Genomic DNA, 15,335 nt, shown 5'->3' with positions numbered 1-15,335 from the left:
CAGCCAACGCTAACCACGATGCGAAGCGAGCCGCCCTTGATCTTGCTTTAGATCTTGATCTCAGGCGGCCAGGGGGTGGGCTGACCATACATTGGCTTACTTTTGGGCCTCTCCAAAAGTGATTCGCTGTAAGAGCGAAACCATAAGTAGCCGTTACCGCAGCAATGGATATGTACTCATTCCAACCCAAGCACATGGGCGGCCCAGAGGCCGCCTTCGGGAGCAAGTCGAATCGTCGCACCGCCCCTCCCACATTTAGCGCGGGGCATCAGTTACAGAGTTGTCAGCTCCAGAGCCGTCACGGGAGCAACCCCCCCTCCCACATTTGATGCTCAGCGCCGACGGAACAGCGGCAGCGGTTCGTCCGTTGCAGCCTGGTACGTCACCGAGAAGTCCTTGAGGCTTTCCAGCGCTTCGTACGGGTCTTTGTCGGCGCGCAAGGCGAAGGCATCGAACCCGCAACGGCGCAGGTAGAACAGTTGGTCGCGCAACACGTCGCCAATCGCCCGCAGCTCGCCTTTGTAACCATAGCGGTCACGCAGCAATCGTGCGTTGGAGTAGTTGCGACCGTCGGTGAAGGCCGGGAAGTTCAGGGCGATGACCTGGAAGTGTTCCACGTCTGCGCCGATCTCCTCGGCTTCTTCATCGGCGTCCAGCCAAACACCCAGGCCGCCGTCGCGAGCCTTGAGGGCGTGGCCATGTTCGCGCCACAGGGCCAGCGGCACGATCAGGTCGTCGCAGTTGGAAATGCCGTCGAAGCTCGCGTCCTTGGGCAGCAGGTGCCAGGTTTCGTCGAGGACTTCGTTGTTCTTAATGATTCGCTGCATAGACGCGCTCCTTGAACAGGTCAATGCCGATGCGCTGGTAGGTGTCGATGAAACGCTCATCTTCGGTGCGCTGTTCGATGTACACGTCGATCAGCTTGCCGATCACCTCGGGCATGGCTTCCTGGGCGAAGGATGGGCCAAGGATCTTGCCCAGGCTCGCATCGCGGCTGGCGCTGCCACCCAGGGACACTTGGTAGAATTCTTCGCCTTTCTTGTCCACGCCCAGGATGCCGATGTGGCCGACGTGGTGGTGACCACAGGCGTTCATGCAACCGGAGATGTTCAGGTCCAGCTCGCCGATGTCGAACAGGTAGTCCAGGTCGTCGAAACGGCGCTGGATCGATTCGGCAATCGGGATCGACTTGGCGTTGGCCAGGGAGCAGAAGTCGCCGCCCGGGCAGCAGATGATGTCGGTCAGCAGGCCGATGTTCGGCGTGGCGAAACCGCCTTCGCGCAGCTCGCCCCACAGGGTGAACAGTTGGCCCTGCTCAACGTCCGCGAGAATGATGTTCTGCTCGTGGGAGGTGCGCAGCTGGCCAAAGCTGTAGCGCTCGGCCAGGTCGGCGACGGCGTCCAGCTGCTTGTCGGTGATGTCGCCCGGTGCAACACCGGTCGGTTTCAGCGACAGGGTCACCGCCACATAGCCCGGCTTTTTGTGCGCCAGGGTGTTGCGGGTGCGCCAGCGGGCAAAGCCTGGGTGCTGCTGGTCGAGCGCTGCGAGCTCGGCGTCCTGATTGCTCAGGGCCTTGTACTCAGGGTCGACGAAGTGCTTGGCCACACGGTGCACTTCGGCTTCGGTCAGGGTGGTCTGGCCGCCGCGCAGGTGCTCCATCTCGGCATCGACTTTCTGGGCGAACACCTCAGGGGTCAGCGCCTTGACGAGGATCTTGATCCGCGCCTTGTACTTGTTGTCACGACGGCCGTAGCGGTTGTAGACCCGCAGGATGGCGTCGAGGTAGCTCAACAGGTCCTGCCATGGCAGGAACTCGTTGATAAAAGCACCGACCACCGGAGTACGGCCCAGGCCGCCACCCACCAGGACACGGAAACCCAGCTCGCCGGCCGCGTTGTACACCGGCTCCAGGCCGATATCGTGTACTTCGATGGCTGCACGGTCCGAGCTCGAGCCATTGATGGCGATCTTGAACTTGCGGGGCAGGTAGGCGAACTCGGGGTGGAAGGTGGTCCATTGACGGACGATTTCACACCACGGGCGTGGGTCGATCAGCTCGTCGGCGGCAACTCCGGCGAATTGGTCGGTGGTCACGTTGCGCAGGCAGTTACCGCTGGTCTGAATGGCGTGCATCTGCACGGTGGCCAGTTCAGCCAGGATATCCGGCACATCTTCCAGGGCCGGCCAGTTGAACTGCACGTTCTGGCGGGTACTGATGTGGGCATAGCCTTTGTCGAAGTCGCGGGCAATCTTGGCCATCATGCGGGTCTGGCGCGAAGTCAGTTGTCCATAAGGCACGGCCACCCGCAGCATCGGCGCAAAGCGCTGAACATAAAGGCCATTTTGCAGGCGCAGAGGGCGGAACTCTTCTTCGCTCAGTTCACCTGCTAGGTAGCGTCGGGTCTGATCACGGAACTGCTTGACGCGGTCCTCGATGATGCGCTGATCGTATTCGTCGTATACGTACATATAGGTCCTGTTCTCGGCAAATCTGCGCGCACGGCCGCGCACTCCCAACGGAGCCGGCGCACGATACCAGTTTGCGTTTATGCGCAAAAGTGATGTTTGAGTATATGCACATAACCAAAATGACTAATGAGAAGGGTTATCGTGATACCCACATTTGTCATGCGGGCAATCGTGAACTTTACTGTGAGCGTGTTTGAGTGCAATCACCTATAAAACCGACAAGAGGCGATGCAATGAGCAATCCGACAAAAGCCCGTAAACCTGACAGTACCGTCGATGCCTGGGCCATTCTGTTCTTGATCATTCTGGTGGTGGGAACGGCCGTATTCTGGGTCAGCCACCAATAAAGGACGTTGATTGAGCCTCGATTGGTTCAGGCATTGCCACTATCATGGCGGCCTATTTTCGAGGCTCAAGCATCCATGTTGAAGGTGTTGATTACGTATTTCTGGTTGCTGGGATCGACGTATGGGGTGATGGCTCATGCAACGTCGGTGGTGTTTCTCAATCCGGGCATGTCGACGGAAACCTTCTGGGTCAGCTACACGCAATTCATGCAGGCCGCCGCCAAGGACCTCGGCCTGGATTTGCGTGTGCGTTATGGCGAGCGTAGTACCGACAACACGCTGCTCCAGGCGCGTGAGGTGCTGCAAGGCAGCCAGCGGCCTGATTACCTGATACTGGTGAATGAGCAGTACGTTGCGCCGCAGATCCTGCGCATGGCCGAGGGCAGTGGCGTCAAGCTGCTGCTCGTGAACAGTGCGCTGACCCCCGATCAGGAGCAATTGCTGGGAGCCCGCCGTGGCATCCGTTTGATCGGCAGCCTGGTCGCTGACGATGAACAGGCTGGTTACCTGATGCTCCGTGACCTGTTGAGCCAGCACGGCCCGGTTGGCCCCGGCCAATCCCTCGATCTGCTGGCCTTTTCCGGCGTCAAGACCACGCCGGTCGCGCAACTGCGTGAGCGAGGCATGCGGCGGGCGCTGGCCGAGCATCCCGAGGTGCGCCTGCGTCAGTTGGTCTACGGTGAGTGGAGCCGCGAACGCGCCTTCGAGCAAGCGACGCAACTGTTCAAGCGCTACCCGCAGACGGCGCTGGTGTGGTCGGCCAACGATCAGATGGCACTGGGTGCCATGCAAGCGTTGCAGGCCAGTGGACGGTTGCCGGGTAAGGATGTGCTGTTCAGCGCACTCAACAGTTCGCCGGAGATCTTGCAGGCGCGATTGGACGGACGCTTATCATCCTTGGTCGCCGGGCATTTCACCGTCGGTGGCTGGGCCATGGTATTGGTTCATGATGATGCCAAGGGCCTGGACATTGGCGCATACGGCGGGCGCGACCGTCAGTTGGCCTTGTTCCAATTGATCGATGCCGGCCAGGCGCGGCGCTTGTTGGGGCCGACACCGTCGGTGAATTTTCGCGCGCTGTCCGCCCAGGGTAAGCCGGCGTCCTATCGTTACCCGTTCAGCCTGCACCTGTTACTGCGCTAGACGCCGGCCAGGTGCAGCACCAACTTGACGATTCCAAACAAGGTCAAGGCAAACACCGCCGTAAACAGAATGCCCAGGATCACGAAGTGGCTGGGCTTGCCGTGGGTGAAGTCCCGCGCGCGATTTTTGCCGCTCTGCACGCCAAAGGCGGCGGCCATGACGCTGTGGAGCATCTGCCAGAAGGTCGGCGGTTTGTTGTTGACTGGATCGTCCATACATCCCTCGACAAAAGGTGTGTGACGGACAGCATAGACAATCCAGGCCGGCTTAGTTGTCGTAACCCAGGTTCGGCGCCAGCCAGCGCTCGGTCACGGCCAGGTCCTGGCCCTTGCGCGCGGTGTAGCTGGTTACCTGGTCCTTGTCGACCTTGCCCACCGCAAAGTACTGCGCCTGCGGGTGGGCGAAGTACCAGCCGCTGACCGCCGCCGCCGGGAACATCGCGTAATGCTCGGTGAGGAACACTCCGCTGCGCCCGGCGTGCATTTCGCGGGCCTCGGGGTCGAGCAGTTGGAACAACTGGGCTTTCTCGGTGTGATCCGGACACGCCGGGTAACCGGGGGCAGGGCGGATGCCGCTGTATTGCTCCTTGATCAGCGCCTCATTATCCAGTTGCTCGTCCTTGGCGTAGCCCCAGTGTTCCTTACGCACCTGCTGGTGCAGCCACTCGGCACAGGCCTCGGCCAGGCGGTCGGCCAGGGCCTTGACCATGATCGAGTTGTAGTCGTCGCCGGCGTCCTGATAAGCCTTGGCCACTTCTTCGGCGCCGATGCCAGCGGTGGTGATGAAGCCACCGATGTAGTCGGTCACGCCGCTGTCTTTTGGTGCCACGAAGTCGGCCAGGGAGAAGTTCGGCTTGCCGTCGGTCTTGATGATCTGCTGGCGCAGGTGATGCAGTTTGGCAATCGGCTGGCCGTCTTCACCGTAGACTTCCAGGTCATCGTCCTGCACCTGGTTGGTCGGCCAGAAACCGAACACCGCACGGGCGCTGATGAGTTTTTCGTCGATCAGCTTCCTGAGCATTTCCTGGGCGTCGGCGTACAGCGCGGTGGCGGCTTCACCCACCACTTCATCGGTAAGGATGCGCGGGAACTTGCCGGCCAGGTCCCAGGATATAAAGAACGGGGTCCAGTCGATGTACTCGGCCAGGACGTTGAGGTCGATATTGTCCAGTACCCGGGAACCGGTGAAGGTGGGCTTGACCGGCGCGTAGGTGCTCCAGTCGAACTGCGGCTTCTTGGCGATGGCCGCCGGGTAGCTCAGGCGTTCGGTGCGCGCGCTGCGGTTGGAGGTGCGCTCACGCACGTCGATGTATTCCAGGCGGGTCTTCTCGACGAAGCCGGCCTTCAATTCCTTGGACAGCAGCTGCGTGGCCACGCCCACCGCGCGGGAGGCGTCGGTGACGTAGATCACTGCATCGTTGCTGTACTTGGGCTCGATCTTCACCGCCGTGTGCGCCTTGGAGGTGGTCGCGCCGCCGATCATCAGCGGCAGGTGGAAGTCCTGGCGCTGCATCTCGCGGGCTACATGCACCATCTCGTCCAGGGACGGCGTGATCAGGCCGGACAGCCCGATAATGTCGCACTTCTGCTCCTTGGCCACCTGCAGGATCTTCTCGGCCGGCACCATCACGCCGAGGTCGACGATGTCATAGCCGTTGCAACCGAGCACCACGCCGACGATGTTCTTGCCGATGTCATGCACGTCGCCTTTCACCGTGGCCATCAGGATCTTGCCCTTGGCTTCCGGCTTGTCGCCTTTTTCCAGCTCGATGAACGGGATCAAGTGGGCCACGGCCTGCTTCATCACGCGGGCGGATTTCACCACCTGGGGCAGGAACATTTTGCCGGCGCCGAACAGGTCGCCGACGATGTTCATGCCGGACATCAACGGGCCTTCGATCACTTCGATCGGACGCGCGAACGACTGCCGCGATTCTTCGGTGTCTTCGACGATATGGGTGGTGATGCCCTTGACCAGCGCGTGTTCCAGGCGCTTGTTGACCGGCCAGCCGCGCCATTCTTCGGTCTCGGCCTCTTTTACGCTGCCGTCGCCCTTGTACTTGTCGGCGATGGCGAGGAGGGCGTCGGTGCCTTCCGGGGTGCGGTTGAGGACTACATCTTCCACGGCATCGCGCAGCTCGGCCGGGATCTGGTCGTAGATCTCCAGCTGGCCGGCGTTGACGATACCCATGGTCAGGCCGTTGCGGATCGCGTACAGCAGGAACACCGAGTGGATCGCCTCACGCACCGGGTTATTGCCGCGGAACGAGAACGACACGTTGGACACCCCGCCGGAGGTCAGCGCGTACGGCAGCTCGTCGCGGATATAGGCGCAGGCGTTGATGAAGTCGACGGCGTAGTTGTTGTGCTCCTCGATACCGGTGGCGACCGCGAAGATGTTCGGGTCGAAGATGATGTCTTCCGGCGGGAAGCCGACTTCATTCACCAGGATGTCGTAGGAACGTTTGCAGATTTCCTTCTTGCGCGCTTCGGTGTCGGCCTGGCCGGCTTCGTCGAAGGCCATCACCACTACGGCGGCGCCGTAGCGCTTGCACAGCTTGGCGTGGTGAATGAACTGCTCGACGCCTTCCTTCATGCTGATGGAGTTGACGATGCCCTTGCCCTGAATGCACTTGAGACCGGCTTCGATCACTTCCCACTTGGAGGAGTCGATCATGATCGGTACGCGGGAGATGTCCGGCTCGCCGGCAATCAGATTGAGGAAGGTCACCATAGCCTTCTTCGAATCGAGCATGCCCTCGTCCATGTTGATGTCGATCACCTGGGCGCCGGCTTCCACCTGTTGCAGGGCGACTTCCAGGGCTTCGGTGTAGTTGTCTTCACGGATCAGGCGGGCGAAACGCGCAGAACCGGTGATGTTGGTGCGCTCGCCGACGTTGACGAACAACGAACTGCGATCAATCGTGAATGGCTCCAGGCCCGACAGGCGGCAAGCCTTGGGGATGTCCGGGATCGGGCGCGGCGCGTAGCCGGCCACGGCCTTGGCGATGGCTTCAATATGGCCCGGAGTGGTGCCGCAGCAGCCGCCGACGATATTGAGGAAGCCGCTCTGGGCGAACTCTTCGATGACCTTGGCGGTTTCCGACGGCAGTTCGTCGTATTCGCCGAACTCGTTGGGCAAGCCGGCGTTCGGGTGCGCAGACACGTGGGTGTTGGCTTTGTTGGACAACTCTTCCAGGTACGGGCGCAGCTCGCTGGCGCCGAGGGCGCAGTTCAGGCCCACGGAAATGGGCTTGGCGTGGGCGACCGAGTTCCAGAAGGCTTCAGTGGTCTGGCCCGACAAGGTACGGCCGGAGGCGTCGGTGATGGTGCCGGAGATCATGATCGGCAATTCGATACCGAGCGCTTCGAACACACCCTGCACGGCGAAGATCGCGGCCTTGGCGTTGAGGGTGTCGAAGATGGTCTCGATCAGGATCAGGTCGGCGCCGCCCTCGATCAGGCCTTTGGTGGCCTCGGTGTAGTTCTCCACCAGTTCATCGAAGGTGACGTTGCGGTAGCCGGGGTTGTTCACATCGGGCGACAGCGAGCAGGTGCGGCTGGTCGGTCCGAGGACGCCGGCAACGAAGCGCGGCTTGGCCGGGTTCTCGGCGGTCTTGGCATCGGCGATCTTGCGTGCCAGGCGTGCGCCTTCGACGTTCAGTTCATAGGCCAGCTCTTCCATGCCGTAGTCGGCCATGGAGATACGGGTGGCGTTGAAGGTGTTGGTCTCGAGGATGTCGGCACCGGCGTCCAGGTAGGCCTTCTCGATCCCGCCGATCACGTCCGGGCGGGTGAGCACCAGCAGGTCGTTGTTGCCCTTGACGTCGCTCGGCCAGTCGGCGAAGCGCTTGCCGCGGTAGTCATGTTCTTCCAGTTTATAGCTCTGGATCATCGTGCCCATGCCGCCGTCGAGGATCAGGATGCGTTCCTTGAGGGCGTGGTGAAGGGCTTGCAGACGAGCGCTACGATCGGACATGGGACTACTCTGGTCAGGCATTACGGAGGGCGTGGATCATAACAAACCTGTGCGGATTTGCGGCATGCCCAGGTTTTGCATGAATATCGCTCATGTTGAGAGGGGGCGTGGCCCGGTAGAATCACCGCGACTTATAAATCGCACGTATTGAATCGGGACCGGATACATGTCACTTCGTCTTATCGTCAGCGCCGTCCTGGCACTAATAGCCAGTACCGCTCTGGCGGAAGGTCCCTCTTCGGCGATCTCTTATACCCGCGACATCCAACCAATCTTCACCGAGAAGTGCGTGGCTTGCCATGCGTGCTACGACTCGGCCTGCCAATTGAACCTAGGCAGTGCCGAGGGCGCGACGCGGGGCGCCAGTAAGATGCCGGTCTACGATGGCGAACGTAGCCAGGCGACCAAGCCGACCCGCCTGTTCTATGACGCGTTCGGCAAAGCTGCATGGCAGCGCGAAGGCTTCAGCTCAGTACTCGACGCCCAAGGCAGCCAAGCTGCGCTGATGGCGCGCATGCTCGAACTCGGTCATCGCGGCGCGCCGTTACAACCCAACGCCAAGTTGCCCGCTGATATTGTGCTGGGCCTTAACCGCCAGAATATGTGCCCGTTGCCGGGAGAGTTCGACGCTTACGCCGGTGCTCACCCCAATGAAGGCATGCCTCTGGCCGTAACTGGCTTGAGCGACCAGCAATACCAGACGCTGCAACGCTGGCTGGCCTCCGGTGCACCGATTGACGAGCAAGGTGTGGCCCCCAGTGCCCAGGAAGCCGCGCAGGTGCTGCAATGGGAAAACCTGTTCAACGCCCCCGGCGCCCGGGAAAGCCTGGTGGCCCGTTGGCTGTTCGAGCATTTGTTTATTGCGCACCTCTATTTCGAAGGCGGTGAGCCGGGGCATTTTTTCCAGTGGGTGCGCTCGCGTACCCCCAGCGGCCAGCCGATTGACCTGATCAACACCCGTCGTCCCAATGACGATCCCGGCACCCGCGTGTACTACCGCCTGTGGCCCGTACAAGGGGTGATCGTCCACAAGACTCACATCACATACCCCCTCAGCGCAGAAAAAATGGCGCGGATCAAAGCCTTGTTCTACAGCGGTGACTGGCAGGCCAGCGCCTTGCCGGGCTATGGCCCCGGCCGTCGTGCCAATCCTTTCGAGACATTCGAGGCGATTCCCGCCCAGGCGCGCTACCAGTTCATGCTGGATAACGCCGAGTACTTCGTGCGCACGTTTATTCGCGGGCCGGTGTGTCGCGGGCAAATTGCCACGGATGTGATCCGCGACAATTTCTGGGCGTTGTTCCAGGCGCCCGACCACGACCTGTACATCACCGATGCTCGCTATCGCGGCCAGGCCACGCCGTTGCTGGCGATGCCAGGGCAAAATGACGACGTGGGCAGCGTGCTCAGCCTGTGGCTCGAGTACCGTGATAAGCGCAACCAGTACGAAGCGTTGCGGCGAGACAGCTATGCCGAGCTGCCGGCGCCCAGTTGGTCGACGCTATGGGCCGGCAACGACAACGCGCTGTTAAGCATCTTTCGCCACTTTGACAGTGCCTCGGTCAATAAAGGCCTGATCGGTGAAGTCCCGCAGACGATGTGGTTGTTCGACTTTCCATTGATCGAGCGCACCTATTACCAGTTGGTGGTCAACTTCGACGTGTTCGGCAACGTATCGCACCAGGCCCAGACCCGGCTGTACTTCGACCTGATCCGCAACGGCGCCGAGCAGAACTTCCTGCGCCTGATGCCCGCCGATAGCCGCGACGCCTTTATGGATGATTGGTACCAGAACAGCGGCAAGATCAAGCTGTGGCTGGACTATGAGGCGATCGATGACGATAAGCCCACTGGCCTGCATCTGGATGAAAAAGACCCGAAGCGTGACTTTGCCAACCAATTGCTTACCCGCTACGGCTACCTGAACGCCAGCCCGGACCCGATCAACCGTTGCGCCGGGGCGTACTGCTCGCGTGATGGCATCGACCCGGCGTTGCAGGATGCGGAGCAGGCGCTCAGCCGCCTGACCTCGCGTCCGGCGGCGGGGCTCAAGGTGATCGATCAGTTGCCCGAAGCCACGATGCTGCGCATCGAAACCGCCAGCGGCCGGCGTGTGGTCTACAGCCTGCTGCGCAACCGCGCTCACAGTAACGTGGCCTTCCTGCTCGGTGAGGCCTACCGTTATCAGCCAGGCCTCGACACGCTGACCCTCTATCCGGGCGTGCTCAGCAGCTACCCGAACTTCATGTTCAATATTCCTGCGCAGGAAGTGCCGGAGTTCGTGGCTGAAATGGAGCGGGCCAAGGACACCAAGCGCTTTGAAAAAATCGTCGATCGCTGGGGCGTGCGCCGCAGCCATCCGTTGTTCTGGCAGTATTTCCACGATTTGTCCCAGTACATCCGCGAAACCACGCCAGTGGAAGAGGGGGTGCTGGATATGAACCGTTATGAAAACCTCTGACTGGGGCGAGAGTCTTTTCCGACAAAATTACTAGGACTTTGTACCTGCGTAATATTTTGGCGTAAACTGCCGGCAAGCCTGTGAGGAGTTTCCATGACTGCCATAACCATTACCGACGCCGCCCACGATTACCTGGCTGACCTGCTGTCCAAGCAGAACACCCCGGGTATCGGCATCCGCGTCTTTATCACCCAGCCTGGCACCCAGTACGCCGAGACGTGCATTGCCTACTGCAAGCCCGGTGAAGAGAAGCCTGAAGACACCGCCCTGGGGCTGAAAAGCTTCACCGCGTATATCGACAACTTCAGCGAAGCCTTCCTGGACGATGCCGTGGTCGACTACGCCACCGACCGTATGGGCGGCCAGTTGACCATCAAGGCGCCCAACGCCAAGGTGCCGAACGTCAACGCCGACAGCCCGGTCAACGAGCGCATCAACTACTACCTGCAAACCGAGATCAACCCGGGGCTGGCCAGCCACGGCGGTCAGGTCAGCTTGATCGACGTCGTCGATGACGGCATCGCCGTATTGAAGTTCGGCGGCGGCTGCCAGGGTTGCGGCCAGGCGGATGTGACCCTGCGTGAAGGCATTGAGCGCACTTTGCTGGAGCGCATTCCGGAGCTCAAGGGCGTCCGTGACGTGACAGACCACACGCAGAAAGAAAACGCCTACTACTGAGTAAGGCGTTCACTGCGAACATAAAAAACGGCGTCCGTGAGCGCCGTTTTTTTATTCTTTTAATTCAAGCTCTTACACCATCTATCTAACAATAAAGATCAGGTGTGGGAGGGGGCTTGCTCCCGATAGCGGTGCCTCAGTCGTCTCATGAGGAAGCTGACACACCGCTATCGGGAGCAAGCCCCCTCCCACATTTTTTTGCATTTATTCAGTTAAATCAGCGTGTTGTTGATGATTTGTGAATTAAAAAATCAAATTCGAATGTTGACTCTATCTCCCTGACAAGGAAGGTCAAATGTGGGAGGGGGCTTGCCCCCGATAGCGGTGTGTCAGTCGCCTCAGGAATAGGCTGAAAAATTGCCATCGGGGGCAAGCCCCCTCCCACATTGTTATTTGTATTTTTTAAGTTAAATCAGTGTGTTGGTGTGATTTTATGAAGTAAAAAATCAAGGTCGATAAAGGTGCGCATGCCCGGCCCGATACAGTGACGACTCACTGAAATTGTCACTGGCCAGCACCCGGCCCACCACGATCAGCGCCGTACGCCGAAAGCCCTTGGCGGCGACTTTGTCGGCAATATCGCTGAGCGTGCCGACCACCCAATCCTGATCCGGCCATGTCGCCCGGTGTACCACCGCCATCGGGCAGTCCGCGCCATAGTGTGGCAGCAGTTCGGCGACGATCTTTTCCAGATGATTGACCCCCAGGTGAATCGCCATGGTCGTGCCATGCCGGGCCAGGCTGTCGAAGTCTTCCCCGGCCGGCATGCTGGTTTTATCGGCGTAGCGGGTCAGGATCACGCTTTGGGCGATGTCCGGCAGGGTCAGTTCCGTTTCCAGCAACGCGGCGCAGGCTGCCACCGCCGTTACTCCGGGAATGATCTGGAAAGGGATGCCCAACTCACGCAAGTAACGGATCTGCTCGCCAATCGCGCCATACAGGCTCGGGTCGCCGGAGTGCACGCGGGCCACATCCTGGCCGTTGGCGTGGGCAGTCTTGATCAGTTCGATGATCTGTTCCAGGTGCAGTTCGGCGCTGTTGACCACCTGTTGCGCCTGATGTCCTTCCAGCACCGCCGCCGGCACCAGCGAGCCGGCATAGATGATCACCGGGCAACTGCGGATCAGGCGTTGGCCTTTGACGGTGATCAATTCCGGATCGCCGGGGCCGGCGCCGATGAAGTAGACGGTCATGGAGAATTCCTGTGCAAAAGCGGGCGAGCATGAAGATTGCTCATGATCGGGAAGGGCGATTATCGGGATTTTAGCCGGCGCAGGCCAATGCAAAGGTGGCCTGGGCGGTTTTCTGGCGAGTGATCAACAAGCGGGCAGGACCGCCGCAGAGCTGTTCGGCCAGGGCCAGGGCAGCGCTTTCGGCGATGCCATAACAGCCGGTATGGGCAAACGCCACGGTGGATTTGTGGCTCAGCCGGTCTTCATACGCCGCCAGTTGCGCGGCGCTGAAGCACTGCAACGGCAGATTGAGCAAGCGGGCCAGGGCGAGCAACCCAGGCTCGTCCTGTTTACGGTCGATGCTGGCCAGTGCCGTGACACGCTGGCGCTCAATCCCGCCATTGGCGAGGGCGCTGTCAAACAGGCCCAGCAGGGTGTCTACATCACAACCCCGCTGGCAACCCAGGCCGACCACCAGGGTCATGCCGAGTATTGGTCGTCGCGGTTGCGGCGGAACAGCCAGGCACTGATCAGGCCGAGCGCCAGCCAGAACGCCACGTTGGTCAACTGCGAAGCGATCTTGAACTGCGCTTCGAGGGCTTCCGGCGCCAGCATGGAATGGGTTTCCGGCTGCGGCGCGCCGATCACATGTGGCACCACCAGGATCGCCACGCCCAAGACTTTCAGCAGCCAGTTGCGCCCAAACACGATCAGGGCAATACCGGCCGCCGTCGAGGCAGCGGTGCCGATCCACCAGATTTGTCGTTGCGCCAGGTCAGCGGCGGCAGTGCCCGGCAGCTCCGGTGGCAGGCCCAGAGTGGGCGCCAGCACAAAGGTGGCGTAACCGGCCAAGCCCCACAGCAAGCCTTGGGCCGTACGGGTAGGGGCGCGCAGGGTATAGAGGCCGGCGAGCATCAGGGCGAAGCCGACGGCGACCACGAGGTTGCCGCCGGTGGTCGACAGCACGCGCTGCCAGCCGTCTTCCGGTTCCCAGGCTTCGGCGTCGTGGGTGTGTGCTGCGGCGCCGGCGGCGTGCTCATGCACGACTTCAGTCGCGGCCGGGGCCTTTTCAAAGGTTTCCGCCTGCAGAATCAGCGGCGCGACCCAGAAGCTTTGCAACAGGGTCAGCAACAGGGCAGCGAGCAAGCCGGTGAACCCTGCGGTTTGCGCAATACGCTTGATCATATCGGCAGGCCTCAGTGGCACGGGAACGCGGCGCTGTGACGGGTATCGTGGGCCGCGTTGTGCACCGCCTCGATATGCGAGAAGCCGGCAAAATACACCAGACATGCACCAAGGATCGACGCACCGATGGCGGCGGTCAGGCGTTGGCTGAGGGTGGCGGAGCTGCTGGCGGTGTGCGAGGTGCTGCTGATGATCGACATGGCGCGTCCCTTTCAGGTGTCAGGGTGAAACGAGCGCATGCAAACCCCGCGAGCCAGGCACGCAGGGTTTTAACAGCGCCCGCCCACCGCGGGTTTGTTATTCGATGTTATTCGGGCCGGTCTCCGGGCTTGCGAGGGACACTGGGTCTATAAAGCGTCGCCTTCCCATGCCGTACAGGCACAGTGGATCTGACGCTTCACTCGCTTACCGTTGCGGGGGCAGCACCGGACTCGTCATAACGCTATGACTCACCGGTTTCCCGTTTCACCCTGTGAAGGGCACCCGAAACAAGATGTGTAGGAGAGCATGGGCCGGGGACGGTAGTCAAATGCGGCGAGCCCCTGTAGCCTTGCACCTTCGAGGTTCTTCGGCCCAGGTCGAAGCTAAGAAGGGAACGCGGTCCAAGCCGCGGCTGCCCCCGCAACTGTGAAGGGTTTATCTGACTGCCACGCCACTGCCATTACGGCGGGAAGGCGCAGTCGGCGCCGGTCGCAAGACCCGCAAGCCCCAAGCCAGGAGACCTGCCTCGTAACCGATTTTCCAATTCAACCGGGCGGGGTGATCCGGTGACGAAATCCGCGTCTGCGCGCCGCCGCAGGGCCTATCGTCCCGTATGCCCGCCCCAAAGGGCATCCGATGAAAACACTGGCCAAACTCCCCGTCACCATCGTTACCGGCTTCCTCGGCTCGGGCAAAACCACCTTGCTGCGCCATATGCTCGACAACGCCCAGGGCCGTCGCATTGCGGTGATCGTCAACGAGTTCGGCGAGCTGGGCATCGACGGTGAAATCCTCAAGCAGTGCTCCATCGGTTGCACCGAAGAAGAGGCCAACGGCCGCGTGTACGAGCTGGCCAACGGCTGCCTGTGCTGCACGGTGCAGGAAGAGTTCTTCCCGGTGATGCGCGAACTGGTCGCCCGTCGCGGCGACCTCGACCATATCCTTATCGAAACCTCGGGCCTGGCCCTGCCAAAACCGTTGGTACAGGCCTTCCAGTGGCCGGAAATCCGCAGCGCCTGCACGGTTGATGCGGTCATCACCGTGGTCGACAGCCCGGCCGTGGCCGCCGGCACCTTTGCCGCGTTCCCGGACCAGGTCGATGCCCAGCGCAAACTTGACCCGAACCTGGACCACGAATCGCCGCTGCACGAGCTGTTTGCCGACCAACTGGCCAGCGCCGACCTGGTGATCCTCAACAAATCCGACCTGATCAGCGCCGAAGACCTGGCCCGTGTACGCCTGGAAGTCGCCGAAGAACTGCCGCCGGCTGTGAAGGTCATCGAAGCCAGCAGCGGTCGCCTGCCGTTGGATGTATTGATCGGTCTCGGCGCGGGTTCCGAAGAACATATCGACGGTCGCCATAGCCACCACGATCATCACCACGATGGTGAAGACGATCATGATCACGATGCCTTCGATTCCATCTCCATCGACCTGCCCCAAGCCGACGAGGCGCTGCTGCTCGACGCCCTGACCCAATTGGTGGTTCAGCACGGCATCCTGCGCGTCAAAGGCTTCGCCGCCATCCCGAACAAACCGATGCGCCTGCTGATCCAGGGCGTGGGCACGCGTTTCGACAAGCACTTCGACCGTGCCTGGGGCGCCGACGAAGCGCGCATCACACGGCTGGTGCTGATCGGCCAGGAGCTGGACGCGGCGGGCCTCGAAGCGCAGCTGCGCGCTGCCCTCAGCGTTTAACCC

General features: G+C 61.1%; 12 protein-coding genes and 2 riboswitches. Of the genes, 4 read left to right on the top strand and 8 right to left on the bottom strand.

Annotated features, from left to right (window positions below):
• Positions 1-332: 332 nt before the first annotated feature.
• Both HDC32_RS24435 and HDC32_RS24430 read right to left on the bottom strand, forming a co-directional pair.
• A complete protein-coding gene (locus HDC32_RS24435) occupies positions 333-827 on the bottom strand; it encodes a DUF934 domain-containing protein (protein ID WP_003235539.1) in 495 nt (164 codons plus the stop codon).
• A complete protein-coding gene (locus tag HDC32_RS24430; protein WP_167655460.1) occupies positions 811-2,469 on the bottom strand; it encodes a nitrite/sulfite reductase in 1,659 nt (552 codons plus the stop codon). Before HDC32_RS24430 ends, HDC32_RS24435 begins: the two co-directional genes overlap by 17 nt.
• Before the next feature lie 422 nt (positions 2,470-2,891).
• On the opposite strand from HDC32_RS24430, the gene HDC32_RS24425 reads away from it, so the two are divergent.
• A complete protein-coding gene (locus HDC32_RS24425; protein ID WP_167655461.1) occupies positions 2,892-3,959 on the top strand; it encodes an ABC transporter substrate-binding protein in 1,068 nt (355 codons plus the stop codon).
• Here the strand turns inward: HDC32_RS24425 and HDC32_RS24420 are convergent.
• Positions 3,956-4,174, bottom strand: coding sequence for a DUF2970 domain-containing protein (locus HDC32_RS24420; RefSeq protein WP_027606482.1), 219 nt, complete (start codon positions 4,172-4,174; stop codon positions 3,956-3,958). The two genes, HDC32_RS24425 and HDC32_RS24420, sit on opposite strands and share 4 nt — an antisense overlap.
• A gap of 52 nt (positions 4,175-4,226) precedes the next feature.
• Positions 4,227-7,937 carry a methionine synthase gene (metH, locus tag HDC32_RS24415; protein WP_167655462.1) on the bottom strand — a complete coding sequence of 1,237 codons (3,711 nt, stop codon included), beginning with the start codon at positions 7,935-7,937 and terminating at the stop codon, positions 4,227-4,229.
• A 166-nt stretch (positions 7,938-8,103) separates the two neighbouring features.
• On the opposite strand from metH, the gene HDC32_RS24410 reads away from it, so the two are divergent.
• On the top strand, positions 8,104-10,398 hold the full coding sequence (locus HDC32_RS24410) for a fatty acid cis/trans isomerase (RefSeq protein WP_184745832.1): 2,295 nt from the start codon (positions 8,104-8,106) through the stop codon (positions 10,396-10,398).
• A gap of 93 nt (positions 10,399-10,491) precedes the next feature.
• Positions 10,492-11,076 (top strand): Fe-S biogenesis protein NfuA, encoded by a 585-nt coding sequence (gene nfuA / locus HDC32_RS24405; protein WP_027606479.1) that lies wholly within the window; start codon positions 10,492-10,494, stop codon positions 11,074-11,076.
• 446 nt (positions 11,077-11,522) lie between these two features.
• Here nfuA and cobM read toward each other — a convergent pair whose 3' ends face one another.
• The 4 genes from cobM to HDC32_RS24385 all read right to left on the bottom strand — a co-directional run bounded on the left by cobM (position 11,523) and on the right by HDC32_RS24385 (position 13,633).
• A complete protein-coding gene (cobM, locus tag HDC32_RS24400) occupies positions 11,523-12,269 on the bottom strand; it encodes a precorrin-4 C(11)-methyltransferase (protein WP_131696630.1) in 747 nt (248 codons plus the stop codon).
• 70 nt (positions 12,270-12,339) lie between these two features.
• A complete protein-coding gene (locus HDC32_RS24395; protein ID WP_131696629.1) occupies positions 12,340-12,732 on the bottom strand; it encodes a cobalamin biosynthesis protein in 393 nt (130 codons plus the stop codon).
• Positions 12,729-13,433 (bottom strand): CbtA family protein, encoded by a 705-nt coding sequence (locus HDC32_RS24390; protein ID WP_131696628.1) that lies wholly within the window; start codon positions 13,431-13,433, stop codon positions 12,729-12,731. Before HDC32_RS24390 ends, HDC32_RS24395 begins: the two co-directional genes overlap by 4 nt.
• Positions 13,434-13,444: 11 nt before the next feature.
• A complete protein-coding gene (locus HDC32_RS24385) occupies positions 13,445-13,633 on the bottom strand; it encodes a CbtB-domain containing protein (protein WP_027606475.1) in 189 nt (62 codons plus the stop codon).
• 96 nt (positions 13,634-13,729) lie between these two features.
• A riboswitch (cobalamin riboswitch) is annotated at positions 13,730-13,935 on the bottom strand.
• Positions 13,936-13,977: 42 nt separating this feature from the next.
• A riboswitch (cobalamin riboswitch) is annotated at positions 13,978-14,178 on the top strand.
• A gap of 92 nt (positions 14,179-14,270) precedes the next feature.
• On the opposite strand from HDC32_RS24385, the gene cobW reads away from it, so the two are divergent.
• Positions 14,271-15,332 carry a cobalamin biosynthesis protein CobW gene (cobW, locus tag HDC32_RS24380; RefSeq protein ID WP_131696626.1) on the top strand — a complete coding sequence of 354 codons (1,062 nt, stop codon included), beginning with the start codon at positions 14,271-14,273 and terminating at the stop codon, positions 15,330-15,332.
• The last annotated feature ends 3 nt before the right edge of the window (positions 15,333-15,335 follow it).

Source organism: Pseudomonas sp. JAI120 (genome assembly GCF_014207255.1).
In the GTDB taxonomy this organism is placed as follows: domain Bacteria; phylum Pseudomonadota; class Gammaproteobacteria; order Pseudomonadales; family Pseudomonadaceae; genus Aquipseudomonas.
This window is presented reverse-complemented; position numbering and strand designations above follow the sequence as displayed.